Below are 15,811 nucleotides of genomic sequence, written 5' to 3' on the forward strand. Positions count from 1 at the left end.
CTACATGTCAAAAGCATATGAACAAGCAGGCGTTAATATTGAAGCAGGCTATGAAGCAGTCCAAAGAATGAAATCACATGTTGAACGTACAGCAAGAAAAGGCATCATGGGTTCATTTGGTGGCTTTGGCGGCATGTTCGATTTATCTGAATTAAACTTGAAGGAACCAGTTCTTATTTCTGGTACTGATGGTGTTGGGACAAAATTAAAACTAGCGTTTATGACTGATAAACACGATACAATCGGAGTAGACTGCGTAGCAATGTGTGTAAACGATATCGTTGCACAAGGTGCAGAGCCATTATACTTTTTAGATTACGTAGCAGTTGGTAAAGCTGAGCCTGCTAAAATCGAGCAAATTGTTAAAGGTGTTGCTGATGGTTGTGTCCAAGCTGGTGCTGCGTTAATTGGTGGCGAAACAGCTGAAATGCCTGGTCTGTATGAAGAGGACGAATATGATTTAGCGGGCTTTGCGGTTGGTGCTGCTGAAAAAGCAAACATCGTAACAGGCGAGAAAATTTCAGAAGGTGACGTACTTGTAGGCCTAGCTTCTAGTGGTATTCACTCAAATGGTTATTCACTTGTCCGTAAAGTCGTTTTTGCTGATAATGGCTTTACACCTGAAACAATTGTTGAAGGCTATGAGAACCTTGGCCCGATTGGTGAAGCTTTATTAGTACCAACAAAAATTTATGCAAAACCTGTTTTAGCAATGCTAAAAGAGTGTGAAGTGCATGGTATGGCACACGTTACAGGTGGTGGTTTCTACGAAAACCTACCTCGTATGATGCCGGAAGGACTAGCAACAGAAATTGATTTAGGCACTTGGCCAGTATTACCTGTCTTTGAATTCTTAAAAGAGAAAGGTAATCTACAAGAGCGTGATTTATATAATGTTTTCAATATGGGGATTGGATACGTACTTTCAGTACCAGCTTCTGAAGCAGCTCGTATTATAGAGATTGCTGAACAGCATGGTGAAAAAGCGTATGAAATTGGTCGCGTTGTGAAAGGTGAAGGGGTTCTTTTCAAAGGTAATCATGATGGGAGCCTAACTCATGAGTAATATCGTTTCCATCGCAGTTTTCGCATCAGGTAGCGGTTCTAACTTTCAAGCTATTCAAGAAGCAATTGAACGTGGTGAACTAAATGCGAAAATTGAGCTCGTTGTCACAGATAAGCCTGGTGCTTACGTTGTAGAACGTGCTAAAGCAAAGAGTATCCCTGTATTAGCTCTAAGTCCTAAGGATTTTGGTTCTAAGGAAGCTTATGAACAAGCTATTTTAGCTAAGCTACAAGAGTGTGAAGTGAAATGGATCGTTCTTGCGGGATATATGCGTTTAATCGGTGAAACATTATTAAATTCCTATACTTCTAAAATTGTTAATATTCACCCATCTCTATTACCTTCGTTTCCAGGGAAAGATGCCATTGGACAAGCAATGGAACATCGTGTGAAAGTAACGGGTGTAACAGTTCATTTTGTAGATGCGGGAATGGATACAGGTCCAATTATTGCGCAACGTGCTGTAGCAGTCACTGACGGTGATCGCGAGGCAACAGAACAAGCAATTCATGCAATTGAGCATGACCTTTATAAAGAAGCATTACAGGCAACTTTAAAATAAATAATTAATTGGAGCCAGAGCTTCGTGCTTTGGTTCTGATCATGTACTACATAAGAATTACAACTTGCTTTCAAATCTAAGGAGGAAATAATCGTGACGAAACGTGCGTTAATCAGTGTCTCTGATAAATCAGGTGTTTTAGAATTTGCTAAGGAATTAGAGGCATTAGGCTATGAAATTTTATCAACAGGCGGTACAAAAAAACATTTACAAGAAAATGGTGTAGCAGTAACTGCTGTTGACCAAGTAACAAACTTCCCAGAAATTTTAGGTGGACGTGTTAAAACATTGAACCCGCTTATTCATGGTGGATTACTTGCAAAACATGATGATCCTGAACACCAAGCGCAAATGGCCGAACATGGTATTCAACCGATCGAAATCGTTTGTGTAAATCTATATCCATTCGTTGAAACAATTTCAAAGCCTAATGTAACAATCGTTGATGCTATTGAAAATATTGATATTGGTGGTCCAACAATGCTTCGTTCAGCCGCTAAAAATCAAAAATATGTAACAGTTATCGTCGATTCAAATGATTATGCAATTGTATTAGCAGAGCTAAAAGCAGAAGGTCAAACAACACTTGAAACACGTCGTCGTTTAGGTGCAAAAGTATTCCGTCATACAGCGGCTTACGATTCTTATATTTCTAACTACTTGACAGAATACACTGGTGAAGAGTTCCCAGAACAAATGACTTTAACATACGAATTAAAACAACCACTTCGTTACGGTGAAAATCCACATCAAAAAGCAGCTTTCTATCAAAAGCACTTAGGCTCAGATTTCTCAATCGCATCAGCTGAACAATTACACGGTAAAGAACTTTCTTATAATAATATTCAAGATGCAAATGCTGCACTTCAAATTATCAAAGAATTTGACGCACCAGCTGCAGTAGCAGTAAAGCATATGAATCCTTGTGGCGTTGGTACAGCTGAAACAATATCTGAAGCATTCGCTAAAGCATATGAAGCAGATTCAACTTCAATCTTCGGCGGTATCATTGCGTTGAACCGTGAAGTAGATTTAGCAACAGCAGAACAACTTGCTGGAATCTTCCTAGAAATTATCATCGCTCCTGCATTCACTGCTGAAGCACTTGAAAAATTATCTGCGAAGAAAAATATTCGCTTACTAACAATTTCATTTGCACAAGAAAAACGTGATGCATTCAACATAGTATCTGTTGAGGGTGGCTTACTTGTTCAAGAGCCAGATCGTTTCGGGTTAAAAGACGGAGAAGTAAAAGTAGTAACAGACCGCGAACCAACTGAAGAAGAATGGGCAGCAATGAAACTTGGCTGGTCAGTAGTAAAACACGTTAAATCGAATGCCATCGTTGTTACAGATGACAAAATGACATTAGGTGTTGGTGCTGGTCAAATGAACCGTGTAGGCTCAGCAAAAATTGCATTAGAGCAAGCTGGTGAAAAAGCAAAAGGTGCAGCACTTGCATCAGATGCATTCTTCCCAATGAATGATACTGTAGAAACTGCTGCTAAAGCAGGCATCACAGCAATCATCCAAACAGGCGGCTCAATCAAAGACCAAGACTCAATCGACAAAGCAAACGAATACGGCATCACAATGGTATTCACAGGAGTAAGACACTTTAAACACTAAGTGTGGAAGGCGCTCGCTCATCGGCGACAAGCACTGGAAGGCTCGAATCAAAGGCGCATTTGCCTTTGACCGAGAGACTGAAGTGACCTCGAGCCGATAGCGCCTGGAACCGGATATGCTAGATAATGAAGGCAACCTAAAAGCGCGACGTCGTGTCGCAACGGTTGCATGACAGCATCCTGCTTGCCCAAGGCGCTCGTCCAGCTGCGAGGTCGTTGGAGGGTGGAAGCCAAAGTCGCTCTTAGACTTTGAGCGCCTGGAACCGGATATGCTAGATAATGAAGGCAACCTAAAAGCGCGACGTCGTGTCGCAACGGTTGCATGACAGCATCCTGCTTGCCCAAGGCGCTCGTCCAGCTGCGAGGTCGTTGGAGGGTGGAAGCCAAAGTCGCTCTTAGACTTTGAGCGCCTGAAGCTGGATATGCTAAATAAGGAACACACCGATTAAACATCGGCGTGTTCCATTAATTTATAAGTAGGAGGAAACCTCAATGAAAGTACTAGTTATTGGTAGTGGCGGTCGCGAGCATGCAATTGCTAAACAATTTGCAAATGCAGCATCCGTTAAGAAAGTATTTGTAGCTCCAGGTAACGATGGTATGAAAAATGATGTAGAGTGTGTTGCAATTGACGTTTTCAACTTTGCGGAACTTATAGCATTTGCTAAAGAGCAGTCAATCGACTTAACATTTGTCGGACCTGAACAGCCTTTAGTAGCTGGTATCGTGGATGCTTTTCAAGAGGAAGGTTTGCGCATTTTTGGCCCAACTAAGGAAGCAGCTAAAATAGAAGGTAGTAAATCATTTGCAAAAGAACTAATGCAAAAATATAATATCCCAACAGCCGCTTCTGCAACATTTACTGAAGCAGAAGCGGCAATTGCATACGTGCAAAAAATGGGAGCACCAATTGTTGTAAAAGCAGATGGTCTAGCTGCCGGAAAAGGTGTAATCGTTGCATTAACTGAGGAGGAAGCGATTGAAGGTATCAAAGACATGATTGGTAATCAACGCTTTGGCGATTCTTCTTCTCGCGTAGTGATTGAAGATTTCCTTGATGGGGAAGAGTTCTCTTACATGTCATTTGTACATAATGGTCAAATTTATCCAATGGTTATTGCACAAGATCATAAACGTGCATATGACGGTGATAAAGGTCCAAATACAGGTGGAATGGGTGCTTACTCTCCAGTACCTCAAATTTCTGATGCGGTTGTTAAACGTGCATATGATGAAGTAGTCGTACCAACCGTTCAAGCGATGACAACTGAAGGTGCACCATTCACAGGGATTTTATATGCAGGACTTATTTTAACTGCTGAAGGTCCAAAGGTAATTGAATTTAATGCACGCTTTGGTGATCCTGAGACACAAGTTGTATTACCACGTATGGCTTCTGACTTTGGAGAATTCATGATGGCGTTAATGAATGAAGAACCTTATAAATTGGAATGGTCGAACGATGCAATGCTAGGTGTAGTAATTGCATCTGAAGGATATCCAGGCGATGTAAAAAAAGGTGCGAAATTACCGTCACTTGAAAAATTATCGGCAAACTTTGATGTATTTCATGCCGGAACAAAGTTAGTAGGAGAAGACTTTGTAGGTAATGGTGGACGTGTACTACTAGTTACTACAAAGGCTACATCTTTAAAAGACGCACAACAAAAAGTATACGAAGGTTTATCTAAAGAATCGTGGACAGGCTTTTTCCACCGTTCAGATATAGGTTGGCGTACAATGAAGTAAAACGAAAAGCTGCCCGATTGTAAGGTCGGACAGCTTTTTGTCTAGTATGGGGAATTATGAATTAGTTGAGTTAGATTGACTGTTATTATTGTTCTTTTTTTGATCATTAGACTGATTTTTTGAGTTGCTGTTTTGAGAGTTATTCTTTTCATTATTATTATTGGAGTTACTATTCGAATTACTATTGGAATTAGTATTCGTATCAGCATTCGAATTTCCACCAGCAAAATCTTTCATCAATTGATCAATATTCGGAATAATACTCGCAGCTTGGCCACCAAAAGCACTTGTCATAGAACTATCCACCACGGATTTCATAGTGGAGTTCATCATTGCTTTTGTTGGGCAATACTTTAAAATACCTTCCGCTGTTTTCATAGCACCGATAATAATCATCAATCGACCACCAGTACAATTAGAATCGCGCGAAATTCTACCGATACCAAATGCTGTCATAGTTATACCACATGTTAACCGCATAAAAGCATTCTTCGTACTTAAGTTTTCTGATTGTGTCAATTTAGTCAACCTCCTATACAAATTTTCCCACAAAATACTACTAAAAACTTTGCTTTCCTAAAGTGCTGTGATACGATAATTCAATAATGACAAAACAGTATTAAATCCTATTTTTGACATAAATTAAATAATCACATTAATGAGCATATAAATAATAAAGAAAAGCGAAAGGAGATGGATGTAATGCCAGAGCCTTCATGGAAAATCAGTCAAATCCGTCAACAAATAGCCATCATTGATGGTAAAGAAGCACCTAATTTAGTAATTAAAAACGCGCGTTATTTACATGGCATATATAAACAATGGATCCAGGGGAATATTTGGATTGATAAAGATCGTATTATATACGCAGGGTCTAAAATGCCTCCAAACACAGCGACAACAGAGATTGTTGATGCTGAGGGACAGACGATTGTTCCAGGTTACATTGAACCACATGTTCATCCATTTCAGCTTTATAATCCCCAATCCTTTGCGGATTATGCAGCGCAACGTGGAACGACGACGTTTCTATCCGATAACTTAATGCTATTTTTAGCAATTAAAAACAAGAAAGCGTTTTCAATTTTAGAACAATTAAAGCAGCTACCGTTCTCATTTTACTGGTGGGCGCGATTTGATTCGCAAACGGAGCTTGAAAATGAACATGATTTATTTACGACAAAAGCAATTAATGATTGGCTTGAACGAACAGATGTCATGCTAGGTGGGGAGTTAACAGGCTGGCCAAGATTACTTGCAGGCGATGACCAAATGCTGTATTGGCTAAAACTCGCAAAAGCACATGGCAAAAAAATTGAAGCACATTTACCGGGTGCATCTGAAAGAACATTGGCTCGTATGAAACTATTTGGTGCTGATGGGGACCATGAATCAATGACTTTAAAAGAAGTGGAAAATCGCATTTTACATGGATATGCAGTGACTTTACGTCATTCATCCATCCGTCCAGATTTACCAATACTTTTGAATGATATTGTTGAGAAGAAATTGAATATTTTTGATCACTTAATGATGACAACAGATGGTGCTACACCTTCATTCCATAGAGATGGTGTGATGGACAAATGCATTCAAGTAGCCCTTGATGCGGGTGTGGCACCGATTGATGCCTATCAAATGGCATCTTACAATGTTGCGCGCTACTATAATATGAGTAATTTACACGGACTTATTGCAACAGGACGGTATGCTACTCTGAACTTTTTAGAAAATGAATTTAATCCAGTACCAGTCAGTGTATTATCAAAAGGTGTTTGGTTAAAACGAGACAATAAAAAGGAATTCACTCTACCAACTATCGATTGGACGGCAATGGGCACTCTCGACTTGAAATTTGACTTATCTGATGATGACTTCCAATTTTCGATGCCATTTGGAATTCAATTGGTAAATGATGTTATTACAAAACCATATAGCGTATCAGTTCATACGAATGAAGGTAAACTTCACACGGACCACGATGAATGCTATTTGATGTTAGTGGATAAAAATGGAAAATGGCGTGTGAATACTTTGATAAAAGGTTTCGCGACACATCTCCAAGGATTTGCATCCTCTTATTCAAGTACTGGCGATATAATTTTAATAGGAAAAGATACAAAAGATATGTTAATAGCCTTTAATGAAATGAAAAAAATGAAGGGCGGTATCGTAATTGTTGAAAATGGACGAGTTTTAGAAAGCTTACCACTTTCAATTGGAGGAGGATTATCCGCTGAGCCTGTTGAAGTATTAATAGAGCAAGAATTAGCTCTAAAGAAGGCATTACAAGAGCGAGGCTATCATCTTGGTGATGCTATTTATACTTTGCTATTTTTACAATCTACACATTTACCTTATATTCGGATTACTCAACGCGGTATTTTCGATGTGATGAAGAAAACCGTTCTATTCCCGTCCGTTATGAGATAGGAGGAAGTCTTTTGAAAAAGAAGTTGATGGTGGGATTACTAGTACTAGGCGTTTTATTGGTTGGATGTTCTAAAGAGAAAGAAGAAAAAGAAGTAAAGAAGGAACCAGAAAAAACAGAAGTACAAGCGGAAGTAGAAGTTGAGAAAAAGACTTATTTCACACCGTTTACTGGATTAGAAGTAGAGCAAAAACCAAAGATGCGTCCTGTGATGGTGACGATTAATAATCATCCGCAAGCACGTCCTCAATCTGGTCTAACATCGGCTGACCTAGTTTATGAGATGGTAGCTGAAGGGAATATTACACGTTTGCTTGCAGTATTCCAAAGTGAGTTGCCTGAGAATATGGGGCCGATAAGAAGTGCAAGAGATTATTTTGTGGATCTAGCAAAAGGTTTAGATGCATTTTATATTGCACATGGATATAGTCCAGAGGCGAGAAGGATGCTAAGTGCTGGTGAAGTAGATAATATTAATGGGATGCAATATGATGGTTCATTATTTAAACGTTCAACTGATCGAGTAGCACCACACAACTCCTATATTTCAGAAAAAAATGTAAAGTTAGGATTTGAAAAGGTAGGGGCTTCATTAAAAATGCACAAAAAAGTACCTTTCTCTTTTTATGAGTCTGCTGAAGATGTTAAAATAGAAAAGTATATTGCAAAAGTAGATATTCGTTTTGGTGTTGATGAACAATTCCATAACACATATACTTTTAATGAAGACAGTAAATTATATGAACGTCAATCTGGCGGCGTTGTTACAAAGGATTTATTAAACGATGAATCTGTACAAGTTGCCAATGTATTATTCTTTGAAGTGAATCAAAGTACTGTTGATCAAAAGGGACGTCAAGCGCTAGATTTAACTTCAGGTGGAAATGGTTATGTCTTTCAAGCTGGGCAAAAGTTAGATATCGAATGGCGAAATGTAGATGGTGTATTAGCGCCATATGCAGATGATCAGCCTGTCAAATTAGTGCCTGGTAAGTCATGGATTCATCTCGTACCTTCCAATCCTGGATTAGCAAAAGCGGTCACATATGAACCTTAATGAGGAAAGGGGGAATGAAGCATGCAAATTGAAAAAATTAAAGGTCATCAAACAGAACAACTATTTAAAGCGGTTTTGGAGTTAAATGACATAGAAGAATGCTATAAATTCTTTGATGATTTATGTACAATAAGTGAAATCCAATCTCTAGCACAACGTTTTGAAGTAGCGCATTTATTACGCTTGAAAAAAACGTATGAAACAATCAAAAAGGAAACAGGTGCTTCTACAGCAACAATTTCTCGTGTACGTCGTTGTTTCGATTACGGAAATGATACATACGATGAAATGCTTGGTCGCCTTTATCCAGATGAAAAACCTTTTCTAGCTCCTAAAGACTGAGAAGTTGTTTAGCAAATATAATGAAACCGACTGAGCAGATGTCTGTTCAGTTTTTTTCTTGTGAAATAAATTCCAGATAAATTCTTTCTAGCCTTTACGAATATTCAATGGAGAGCACGTTTGACTAATGTATACTGGTAATTAGAGAAAAACTTGGTTGCTCTTTGATTAAATCAAATAGATATTAATATTACAGATAGGTGGGTTAAAATGGAGTTTCAAAATTGGCGTCATGTATTTAAAGTTGATCCGGCAAAACCAATGACAGATGAAGTGCTAGAGCAGATATGCGAATCAGGCACAGATGCAATAATTGTTGGTGGTACAGATAATGTGACAATCGATAATGTATTAGATTTATTGGTAAGAATACGTCGTTTTACAGTGCCAGTTGTTTTAGAAATTTCTAATTTAGAATCTGTTACACCAGGCTTTGATTATTACTTTATACCAACAGTATTAAATAGTAGTAACACCACATGGGTAAAAGATTTACATCATCAAGCGATTAAAGAATACGGCGATATCATGATGTGGGATGAGCTTTTTGCAGAAGGCTATTGCATATTAAATGCAGATTGTAAAGCTGCAAAAGTGACGGAGGCAAATACTGAGTTAGATGCAGAAGACGTAGTTGCTTATGCAAGAATGGCTGAAAATCTGTTCAATTTACCTATTTTTTATCTAGAATATAGTGGCATTTACGGGAATCCTAATATAGTAAAAGATGTTCAAGCAGTTCTAGAAAATACACGATTATTTTACGGTGGAGGGATTTCCAACGCTGAACAAGCAAAGGAAATGGCTCAATCAGCTAATACCGTCGTAATTGGCAATATTATTTATGAAGATTTAAAAGCGGCGCTTAGTACAGTAAAAGCCGTGAAAGAATTATAAAACTATAGTATAATCAAGAACAAATGTTTGTATTGTAAAAAGGTGGTGCGTTATGGAACAACTAACGAATAATTTATTAAAAGGAATGAACCCTGAACAGGCAGAAGCTGTGAAAACAACAGAAGGTCCATTGCTAATAATGGCCGGAGCTGGATCAGGGAAAACGCGAGTACTAACTCATCGTATTGCGTATTTAGTAATTGAAAAAAAGGTGTATCCTTCGAAAATATTAGCCATCACATTCACGAATAAAGCAGCTCGTGAAATGAGAGAACGTATCGATGGTTTACTAGGCAACGGCACGGGTGCTCAAATGTGGGTATCTACATTCCACTCAATGTGTGTTCGAATTTTGCGCCGTGATATCGATCGTATTGGCTACAACAAAAACTTCTCCATTCTAGATACAACGGATCAATTAACGGTAATTAAAAACGTTTTGAAAGAGTTAAACATAGATCCTAAACGTCATGATCCACGCTCTATGTTAAATGCGATTAGTTCTGCGAAAAACGAATGTATCGATGTTGAAACATATAAAGCGCAAGTGAGCTCAACAAACCCATATGAAAAAACTGTGGCAGATGTATATGAAAGTTATCAAAGACGCTTGCGAAAAAACCAATCGTTAGATTTTGATGATTTAATTATGATTACTATTCGTCTATTCCAACAGGTACCTGAAGTACTAGAATATTACCAAAATCGATTCCAATATATTCACGTGGATGAATATCAAGATACGAACCATTCTCAATATCAATTAGTTCAAATGCTAGCGAAGAAATTCCAAAACATTTGTGTTGTTGGTGACTCTGACCAATCCATTTATCGTTGGCGCGGAGCAGATATTCAAAATATTTTATCTTTTGAAAAGGACTACCCTAAAGCAAAAGCAATCATGTTAGAGCAGAATTACCGCTCATCTGCACGCATCCTTCAAGCGGCTAATGACGTCATAAAAAATAACTCAAGCCGCTATCCAAAAGAACTTCGTACGGAAAATGCTGAAGGTGAGAAAATTGCTATTTCTCGTTCTTATGACGAAAAACAAGAAGCACAATTTGTCGTGCAAACAATTCAAGAAATAATGTTAAAAGAGAATCGTTCACTCGATGATTTTGCAATTCTTTACCGCACAAATGCACAATCACGTGCAATGGAAGAAGTACTTGTGAAGTCGAACATGGCTTATACAATTGTTGGTGGTACGAAGTTCTATGATCGAAAAGAGATAAAGGATTTACTAGCATACTTACGTTTAATTGCTAATAATGATGATGATTTATCTTTAGCGCGAATTATTAACGAACCAAAGCGTAGTATTGGTGCGACTTCTTTTGATCGTATGGCACAATTTGCATTCGAACAAGATCGTTCTATTTTTGATGCATTAAGAGAAGTTGATTTTATGGGCTTGCCTGCAAGAGCAGCTAACGCAGCAGCAAAATTCCATGCTATGATTTCGGACTTTACGAGAATGCAGGAATTTTTGTCTGTGACAGAACTAGTTGAGCAAGTACTCGAAAAGTCAGGCTATCGTGAGATGCTCAAAACGGAAAAAACGATTGAAGCAGAAAGCCGCTTAGAGAATATCGATGAATTCTTAACAGTTACAAAAGCATTTGAAGCTCAAAGTGATGATAAAACGCTTGTTGCCTTTTTAACTGATTTAGCACTTATAGCAGACATTGATTCACTTGATAAAGAGGATGAGTCTAAAGGTAGCATCGTATTAATGACAATGCACTCTGCAAAAGGTTTAGAATTCCCAGTCGTGTTCATTATCGGAATGGAAGAAAATATTTTCCCACACTCACGTTCATTGCAAGATGAAGATGAAATGGAAGAGGAGCGTCGACTTGCTTATGTAGGTATCACACGTGCTGAGCAGAAACTATTCTTAACTTGTGCACAATCGCGTACTATTTTCGGACGTAGCAGCTATAACAATCCATCGCGATTCTTACAGGAAATTGATAATGGAATTATTGAAGATGTTTCTGCTAACAATAGCAATAGTAGTGCAAGTGCTGGACGTTCACCACGTCAGTCTGGATTTGTTACATCAACAGCACAGACAACTCGTACAGTAGTGACAAAACCTGCTTATACACAATCTGGTGGAGAAAAGCTTGGCTGGGCTTCTGGCGACAAAGCATCTCATAAAAAATGGGGTGTAGGTACAGTTGTTAGTGTCCGTGGTGAAGGAGAAAATGTTGAGTTAGATATTGCATTCCCAAGCCCAACAGGTATTAAACGATTATTAGCAAAATTTGCGCCTATCGAAAAAGTATAGGAGCAGTTGCGGAGGAAAATGAATGGACAAAATACAACTGGAAAAGCGTGTAGCTGAACTCAATGATCTTCTTCATGAATATGGACATGCCTATTATGTGCTGGATAAACCGGTTGTTCCAGATGCAATTTACGATCAATTATTAAATGAACTAATTGCAATTGAACAAGAAAATCCGGATTTAATCTATCCGGACTCACCTACACAACGAGTAGGAGGGGAAATATTACAAGGTTTCCGCAAGGTTACACATGACTATCCAATGCTTAGTCTTTCGAATGCTTTTAACGAAGCAGACTTGAATGACTTCGATCGTAGAGCTCGCACTATTATCGGTGACAATTTTAATTATATTTGTGAATTGAAAATCGATGGTTTAGCGATTTCGCTTCGGTACGAAAATGGTGTTTTTGTTGTAGGGTCAACACGTGGTGATGGTCAAATTGGTGAGGATATTACAGAAAACTTAAAAACGGTTCGTTCTATTCCGTTGCGTTTAAAAGAATCCGTTTCCATTGAAGCACGTGGAGAATGTTATATGCCAAAACGCTCTTTCACAAATTTAAATAAAGCACGTGCTGAAAAGGGCGAAGAATTATTTGCAAACCCTCGTAATGCAGCTGCTGGATCACTTCGTCAACTAGATCCTAAAATTGCAGCGAGTCGTAATTTATCGACCTTCATTTATGCTATTGGAGGTAGCGGTGAGGCTTACAATTTAGACAGTCATAGTGAAGCATTAGATTACATGGATACATTAGGATTCCATACAAATCATGAACGCAGAGCATGCAAGGATATTAAAGAAGTAATGGCTTATATCGAAGAGTGGACTGAAAAACGTCCAGAATTACCTTACGAAATTGATGGAATCGTTATTAAAGTAAACCGTTATGACCAGCAAGAGGAGTTAGGTTACACAGCGAAAAGTCCACGTTGGTCTATCGCATATAAATTCCCAGCTGAAGAGGTAGTCACTAAAGTTTTAGACGTAGATTTGACTATTGGTCGTACAGGTGTTGTTACCCCTACAGCTATACTAGAACCAGTTCTTGTAGCAGGGACAACTGTTGGGCGTGCAACATTGCATAATGAGGATATTATTCGCGAAAAGGATATCCGAATTGGAGATCAAGTTATTATCCGTAAAGCCGGTGATATCATCCCTGAGGTTGTATCCGTATTGTTTGATCAACGTAGTGAAGATTCGGTTCCTTATGAAATGCCAACACATTGCCCAGCTTGTGATAGTGAGCTTATACGTTTAGAAGGTGAAGTAGCACTTCGCTGTGTAAACCCACAATGTTTCGCTCAAATTTCAGAAGGTATGGCTCATTTTGTCTCACGAAATGCCATGAATATCGATGGTTGCGGTGAAAAAGTTGTAGAGCAATTATTAAAATCTGATCTCGTAAAAGATGTATCAGACCTATATAAATTAAAAGTAGAAGATTTAGTTCAATTAGAGCGTATGGGCGAAAAATCAGCAAATAATCTAGTGACAGCTATTGAAAACTCGAAAGAAAATTCAATGGAGCGCTTATTATTTGGCTTAGGTATTCGGCACGTTGGTGCAAAAGCAGCGCGCGTATTATCTGAAGAATTTGGTTCTATGCAGAATTTAATGAAAGCAACAACAAACGAACTTGTGAATGTAAATGATATTGGTGAGAAAATGGCCGAATCATTGCTTTCTTATTTTGAGAATGAAGAAGTTCAAGCATTGATACAAAGGCTTTCTGATGCAGGTGTGAACATGGACTTTAAAGGTAAAAAAGTAAATGTTACTGACATAGAGAGTATATTTTCAGGAAAAACAGTTGTTTTAACCGGTAAATTAGAACAATTGACACGACAAGATGCAAAAGAGAAAATAGAACAGTTAGGCGGTACAGTTACTGGAAGTGTAAGTAAAAAAACAGACCTAGTAATCGCCGGAGAAGAAGCAGGCTCCAAACTAGCAAAAGCCGAACAACTTGGCATTGAAGTTTGGGATGAAAACCGCCTTCTTCAAGAATTAACTGTGTAAAGGAGATCAAGATCATGAAACGACTTCGCTGGATACCGGCGATGATTGTTGTCACCATGCTTGCAGGTTGCGTTCCATCATTAAAGAATGACACGGAAGTAGTACAAAGCGATGCTAAAGACAAGGAAGAAGCAACGATCATTCCTAATATGCAAATTGATGACCAATACTATCGTACTCTTTTACCTTATAAAGCAAGTGCAAGTAGAGGTTTGATTGTTTCAAACATTTATTCGAAATATGATATTACTGAAGCAGAAAGTGGACTATTACGCTTATCTCAAAACGCATTTGACCCAGGAAAGTACTTTTTCCAAGAGGGGCAGTATATTGATAAGGAAACTGCCTCTTCATGGCTTGCGCGTAGTTCCCAAACAGATGATGGTTTAAACCCTGCTACTAACAAGAGTATGTCGCCAACAGAACGTGCTAAAAAGGCTCCTATCTATTTGGCGCATATCGTAGAACAAAACTATCTTGAAAAAGCAGGGAAAAATAAAGTGAAGCTTGCTGGTGTTTCAATCGGTTTGGCTCTTAACTCTATTTACTATTATCAAAAAGAAGATTATGGTGCAACATATGAAGAACAAATACCTGAACAGGCATTAACAAAACAAGGTGAAAAAATTGCTGCTCAAATCATCCAACGATTACGTCAAAAAGAGGGACTAGAAAATGTGCCAATGGTTGTTGGACTATTTAAACAGCAAAGTCGTAGCTCCATTGTTCCAGGTACATATATCTCTTACGGTATTGTAGATGAGGGATCTAATAAAATCTCAGAGTGGAAATCGATTAAAGAGGAATATGTGTTGTTCCCAACAAATGATAGTGAAGAAAATTACCGTGAAATGAATCAATATTTTAAATTCTTTAAACAAGATATTGAAAAGTACTTCTCTAACTATACAAATGTTATTGGAACAGGCTTCTATCAAGATAATAAAATTAAAAAGTTAAACATAGATATTCCAATTAAATTTTACGGTACTTCTGAAATTGTTGGTTTCACACAATTCATGGCTGGTGCAGTAATTGATCAATTCCCTAAAGGATTAAAGGTCGAAGTTAATGTAACTTCTGTCAACGGACCAGAGGCATTAGTAGTAAAAGAAGCTAATTCAAGTGAGCCATATGTTCATATATATAATGATTAGTTTTTAATAGAAAGAGTGCGACAAATCTGTCGCACTCTTTTACTTTAGTAGAAAGTATGAAAATCATACTTATTTGTGTCGATAAATTGTATAATCTGAAGGTAGTCAATTATCTCTATTCATTTTGCTATAATGAATTATGAGGATAGTAAGGTTGATAATAAAGGAAAGAAAAGCCTTTATTTTCAAGCGTTTGGCGTCACTTTAGCGAAAAGTATCGCCTTGCATAAATATTACTAAAAATGATATTATTATCGGTATGGTTATTGAATTCGGAGGTGTGAAGAATGGCGAATATTACAAAAGAAGAAGTTAAGCACGTTGCTAACTTAGCTCGTCTAGCTATTACAGAAGCTGAAGCTGAAAAGTTTGCACAACAATTAGGTGCGATTACTAAATTTGCAGAGCAACTTAATGAATTAGATACTACTAATGTTGAACCAACAACACATGTCTTACCACTTGTAAACGTTTTACGTGAAGACGTTGCAGTGAAAGGTTTAGATCGTGAAGTTATGATGTTAAACGTAAAAGAACATGTAGACGGTTTAGTTAAAGTACCACCAATCATTACAGAATAATAGTCAGTAAGGA

Annotated in this window: 13 protein-coding genes; 12 read left to right on the top strand and 1 reads right to left on the bottom strand. The window is 38.0% G+C overall.

The features are described 5' to 3' along the window. Window positions 1-4 precede the first annotated feature (4 nt). The 4 genes from purM (at window position 5) to purD (ending at window position 5,005) form a co-directional block, all read left to right on the top strand. A complete protein-coding gene (purM, locus tag MHH98_RS02475; RefSeq protein WP_340712215.1) occupies window positions 5-1,066 on the top strand; it encodes a phosphoribosylformylglycinamidine cyclo-ligase in 1,062 nt (353 codons plus the stop codon). After that, window positions 1,059-1,628, top strand: coding sequence for a phosphoribosylglycinamide formyltransferase (purN, locus tag MHH98_RS02480; RefSeq protein ID WP_038178694.1), 570 nt, complete (start codon window positions 1,059-1,061; stop codon window positions 1,626-1,628). Before purM ends, purN begins: the two co-directional genes overlap by 8 nt. A gap of 93 nt (window positions 1,629-1,721) precedes the next feature. Next, window positions 1,722-3,257 (top strand): bifunctional phosphoribosylaminoimidazolecarboxamide formyltransferase/IMP cyclohydrolase, encoded by a 1,536-nt coding sequence (gene purH / locus MHH98_RS02485; protein ID WP_038178693.1) that lies wholly within the window; start codon window positions 1,722-1,724, stop codon window positions 3,255-3,257. A gap of 491 nt (window positions 3,258-3,748) precedes the next feature. Further along, window positions 3,749-5,005, top strand: a complete 1,257-nt coding sequence (gene purD / locus MHH98_RS02490) for a phosphoribosylamine--glycine ligase (protein WP_340712216.1) — start codon at window positions 3,749-3,751, stop codon at window positions 5,003-5,005. 54 nt (window positions 5,006-5,059) lie between these two features. Here purD and MHH98_RS02495 read toward each other — a convergent pair whose 3' ends face one another. Then, window positions 5,060-5,524 (bottom strand): YgaP-like transmembrane domain, encoded by a 465-nt coding sequence (locus MHH98_RS02495; RefSeq protein WP_051448536.1) that lies wholly within the window; start codon window positions 5,522-5,524, stop codon window positions 5,060-5,062. Between the two features lie 183 nt (window positions 5,525-5,707). Between MHH98_RS02495 and MHH98_RS02500 the strand changes: the two genes are divergently transcribed. From MHH98_RS02500 to gatC, 8 genes are all read left to right on the top strand, one after another. Beyond that, on the top strand, window positions 5,708-7,438 hold the full coding sequence (locus tag MHH98_RS02500; RefSeq protein ID WP_076035156.1) for an adenine deaminase C-terminal domain-containing protein: 1,731 nt from the start codon (window positions 5,708-5,710) through the stop codon (window positions 7,436-7,438). An 11-nt stretch (window positions 7,439-7,449) separates the two neighbouring features. Further along, the gene (locus tag MHH98_RS02505) at window positions 7,450-8,493 is read left to right on the top strand and encodes a DUF3048 domain-containing protein (RefSeq protein WP_340708597.1); all 1,044 of its coding nucleotides are present in this window, start codon (window positions 7,450-7,452) and stop codon (window positions 8,491-8,493) included. A gap of 21 nt (window positions 8,494-8,514) precedes the next feature. Further along, window positions 8,515-8,835: a YerC/YecD family TrpR-related protein gene (locus MHH98_RS02510; protein WP_038178690.1), complete on the top strand. Its 321-nt coding sequence runs from the start codon at window positions 8,515-8,517 to the stop codon at window positions 8,833-8,835. Window positions 8,836-9,045: 210 nt separating this feature from the next. After that, complete coding sequence (locus MHH98_RS02515; protein ID WP_038178684.1) at window positions 9,046-9,732, top strand: heptaprenylglyceryl phosphate synthase; 687 nt, start codon at window positions 9,046-9,048, stop codon at window positions 9,730-9,732. Window positions 9,733-9,784: 52 nt separating this feature from the next. Beyond that, window positions 9,785-12,031, top strand: a complete 2,247-nt coding sequence (gene pcrA, locus MHH98_RS02520) for a DNA helicase PcrA (RefSeq protein ID WP_038178683.1) — start codon at window positions 9,785-9,787, stop codon at window positions 12,029-12,031. A 22-nt stretch (window positions 12,032-12,053) separates the two neighbouring features. Further along, a complete protein-coding gene (gene ligA / locus MHH98_RS02525) occupies window positions 12,054-14,060 on the top strand; it encodes an NAD-dependent DNA ligase LigA (protein ID WP_038178681.1) in 2,007 nt (668 codons plus the stop codon). 14 nt (window positions 14,061-14,074) lie between these two features. Continuing rightward, entirely contained in the window at window positions 14,075-15,217 is a 1,143-nt protein-coding gene (locus tag MHH98_RS02530) for a CamS family sex pheromone protein (protein ID WP_038178679.1), read from the top strand. 287 nt (window positions 15,218-15,504) lie between these two features. Further along, a complete protein-coding gene (gene gatC / locus MHH98_RS02535; protein ID WP_038178678.1) occupies window positions 15,505-15,798 on the top strand; it encodes an Asp-tRNA(Asn)/Glu-tRNA(Gln) amidotransferase subunit GatC in 294 nt (97 codons plus the stop codon). The last annotated feature ends 13 nt before the right edge of the window (window positions 15,799-15,811 follow it).

The sequence above is a fragment of the Viridibacillus sp. FSL H8-0110 genome, assembly GCF_038003565.1.
Lineage (GTDB): Bacteria > Bacillota > Bacilli > Bacillales_A > Planococcaceae > Viridibacillus > Viridibacillus arenosi.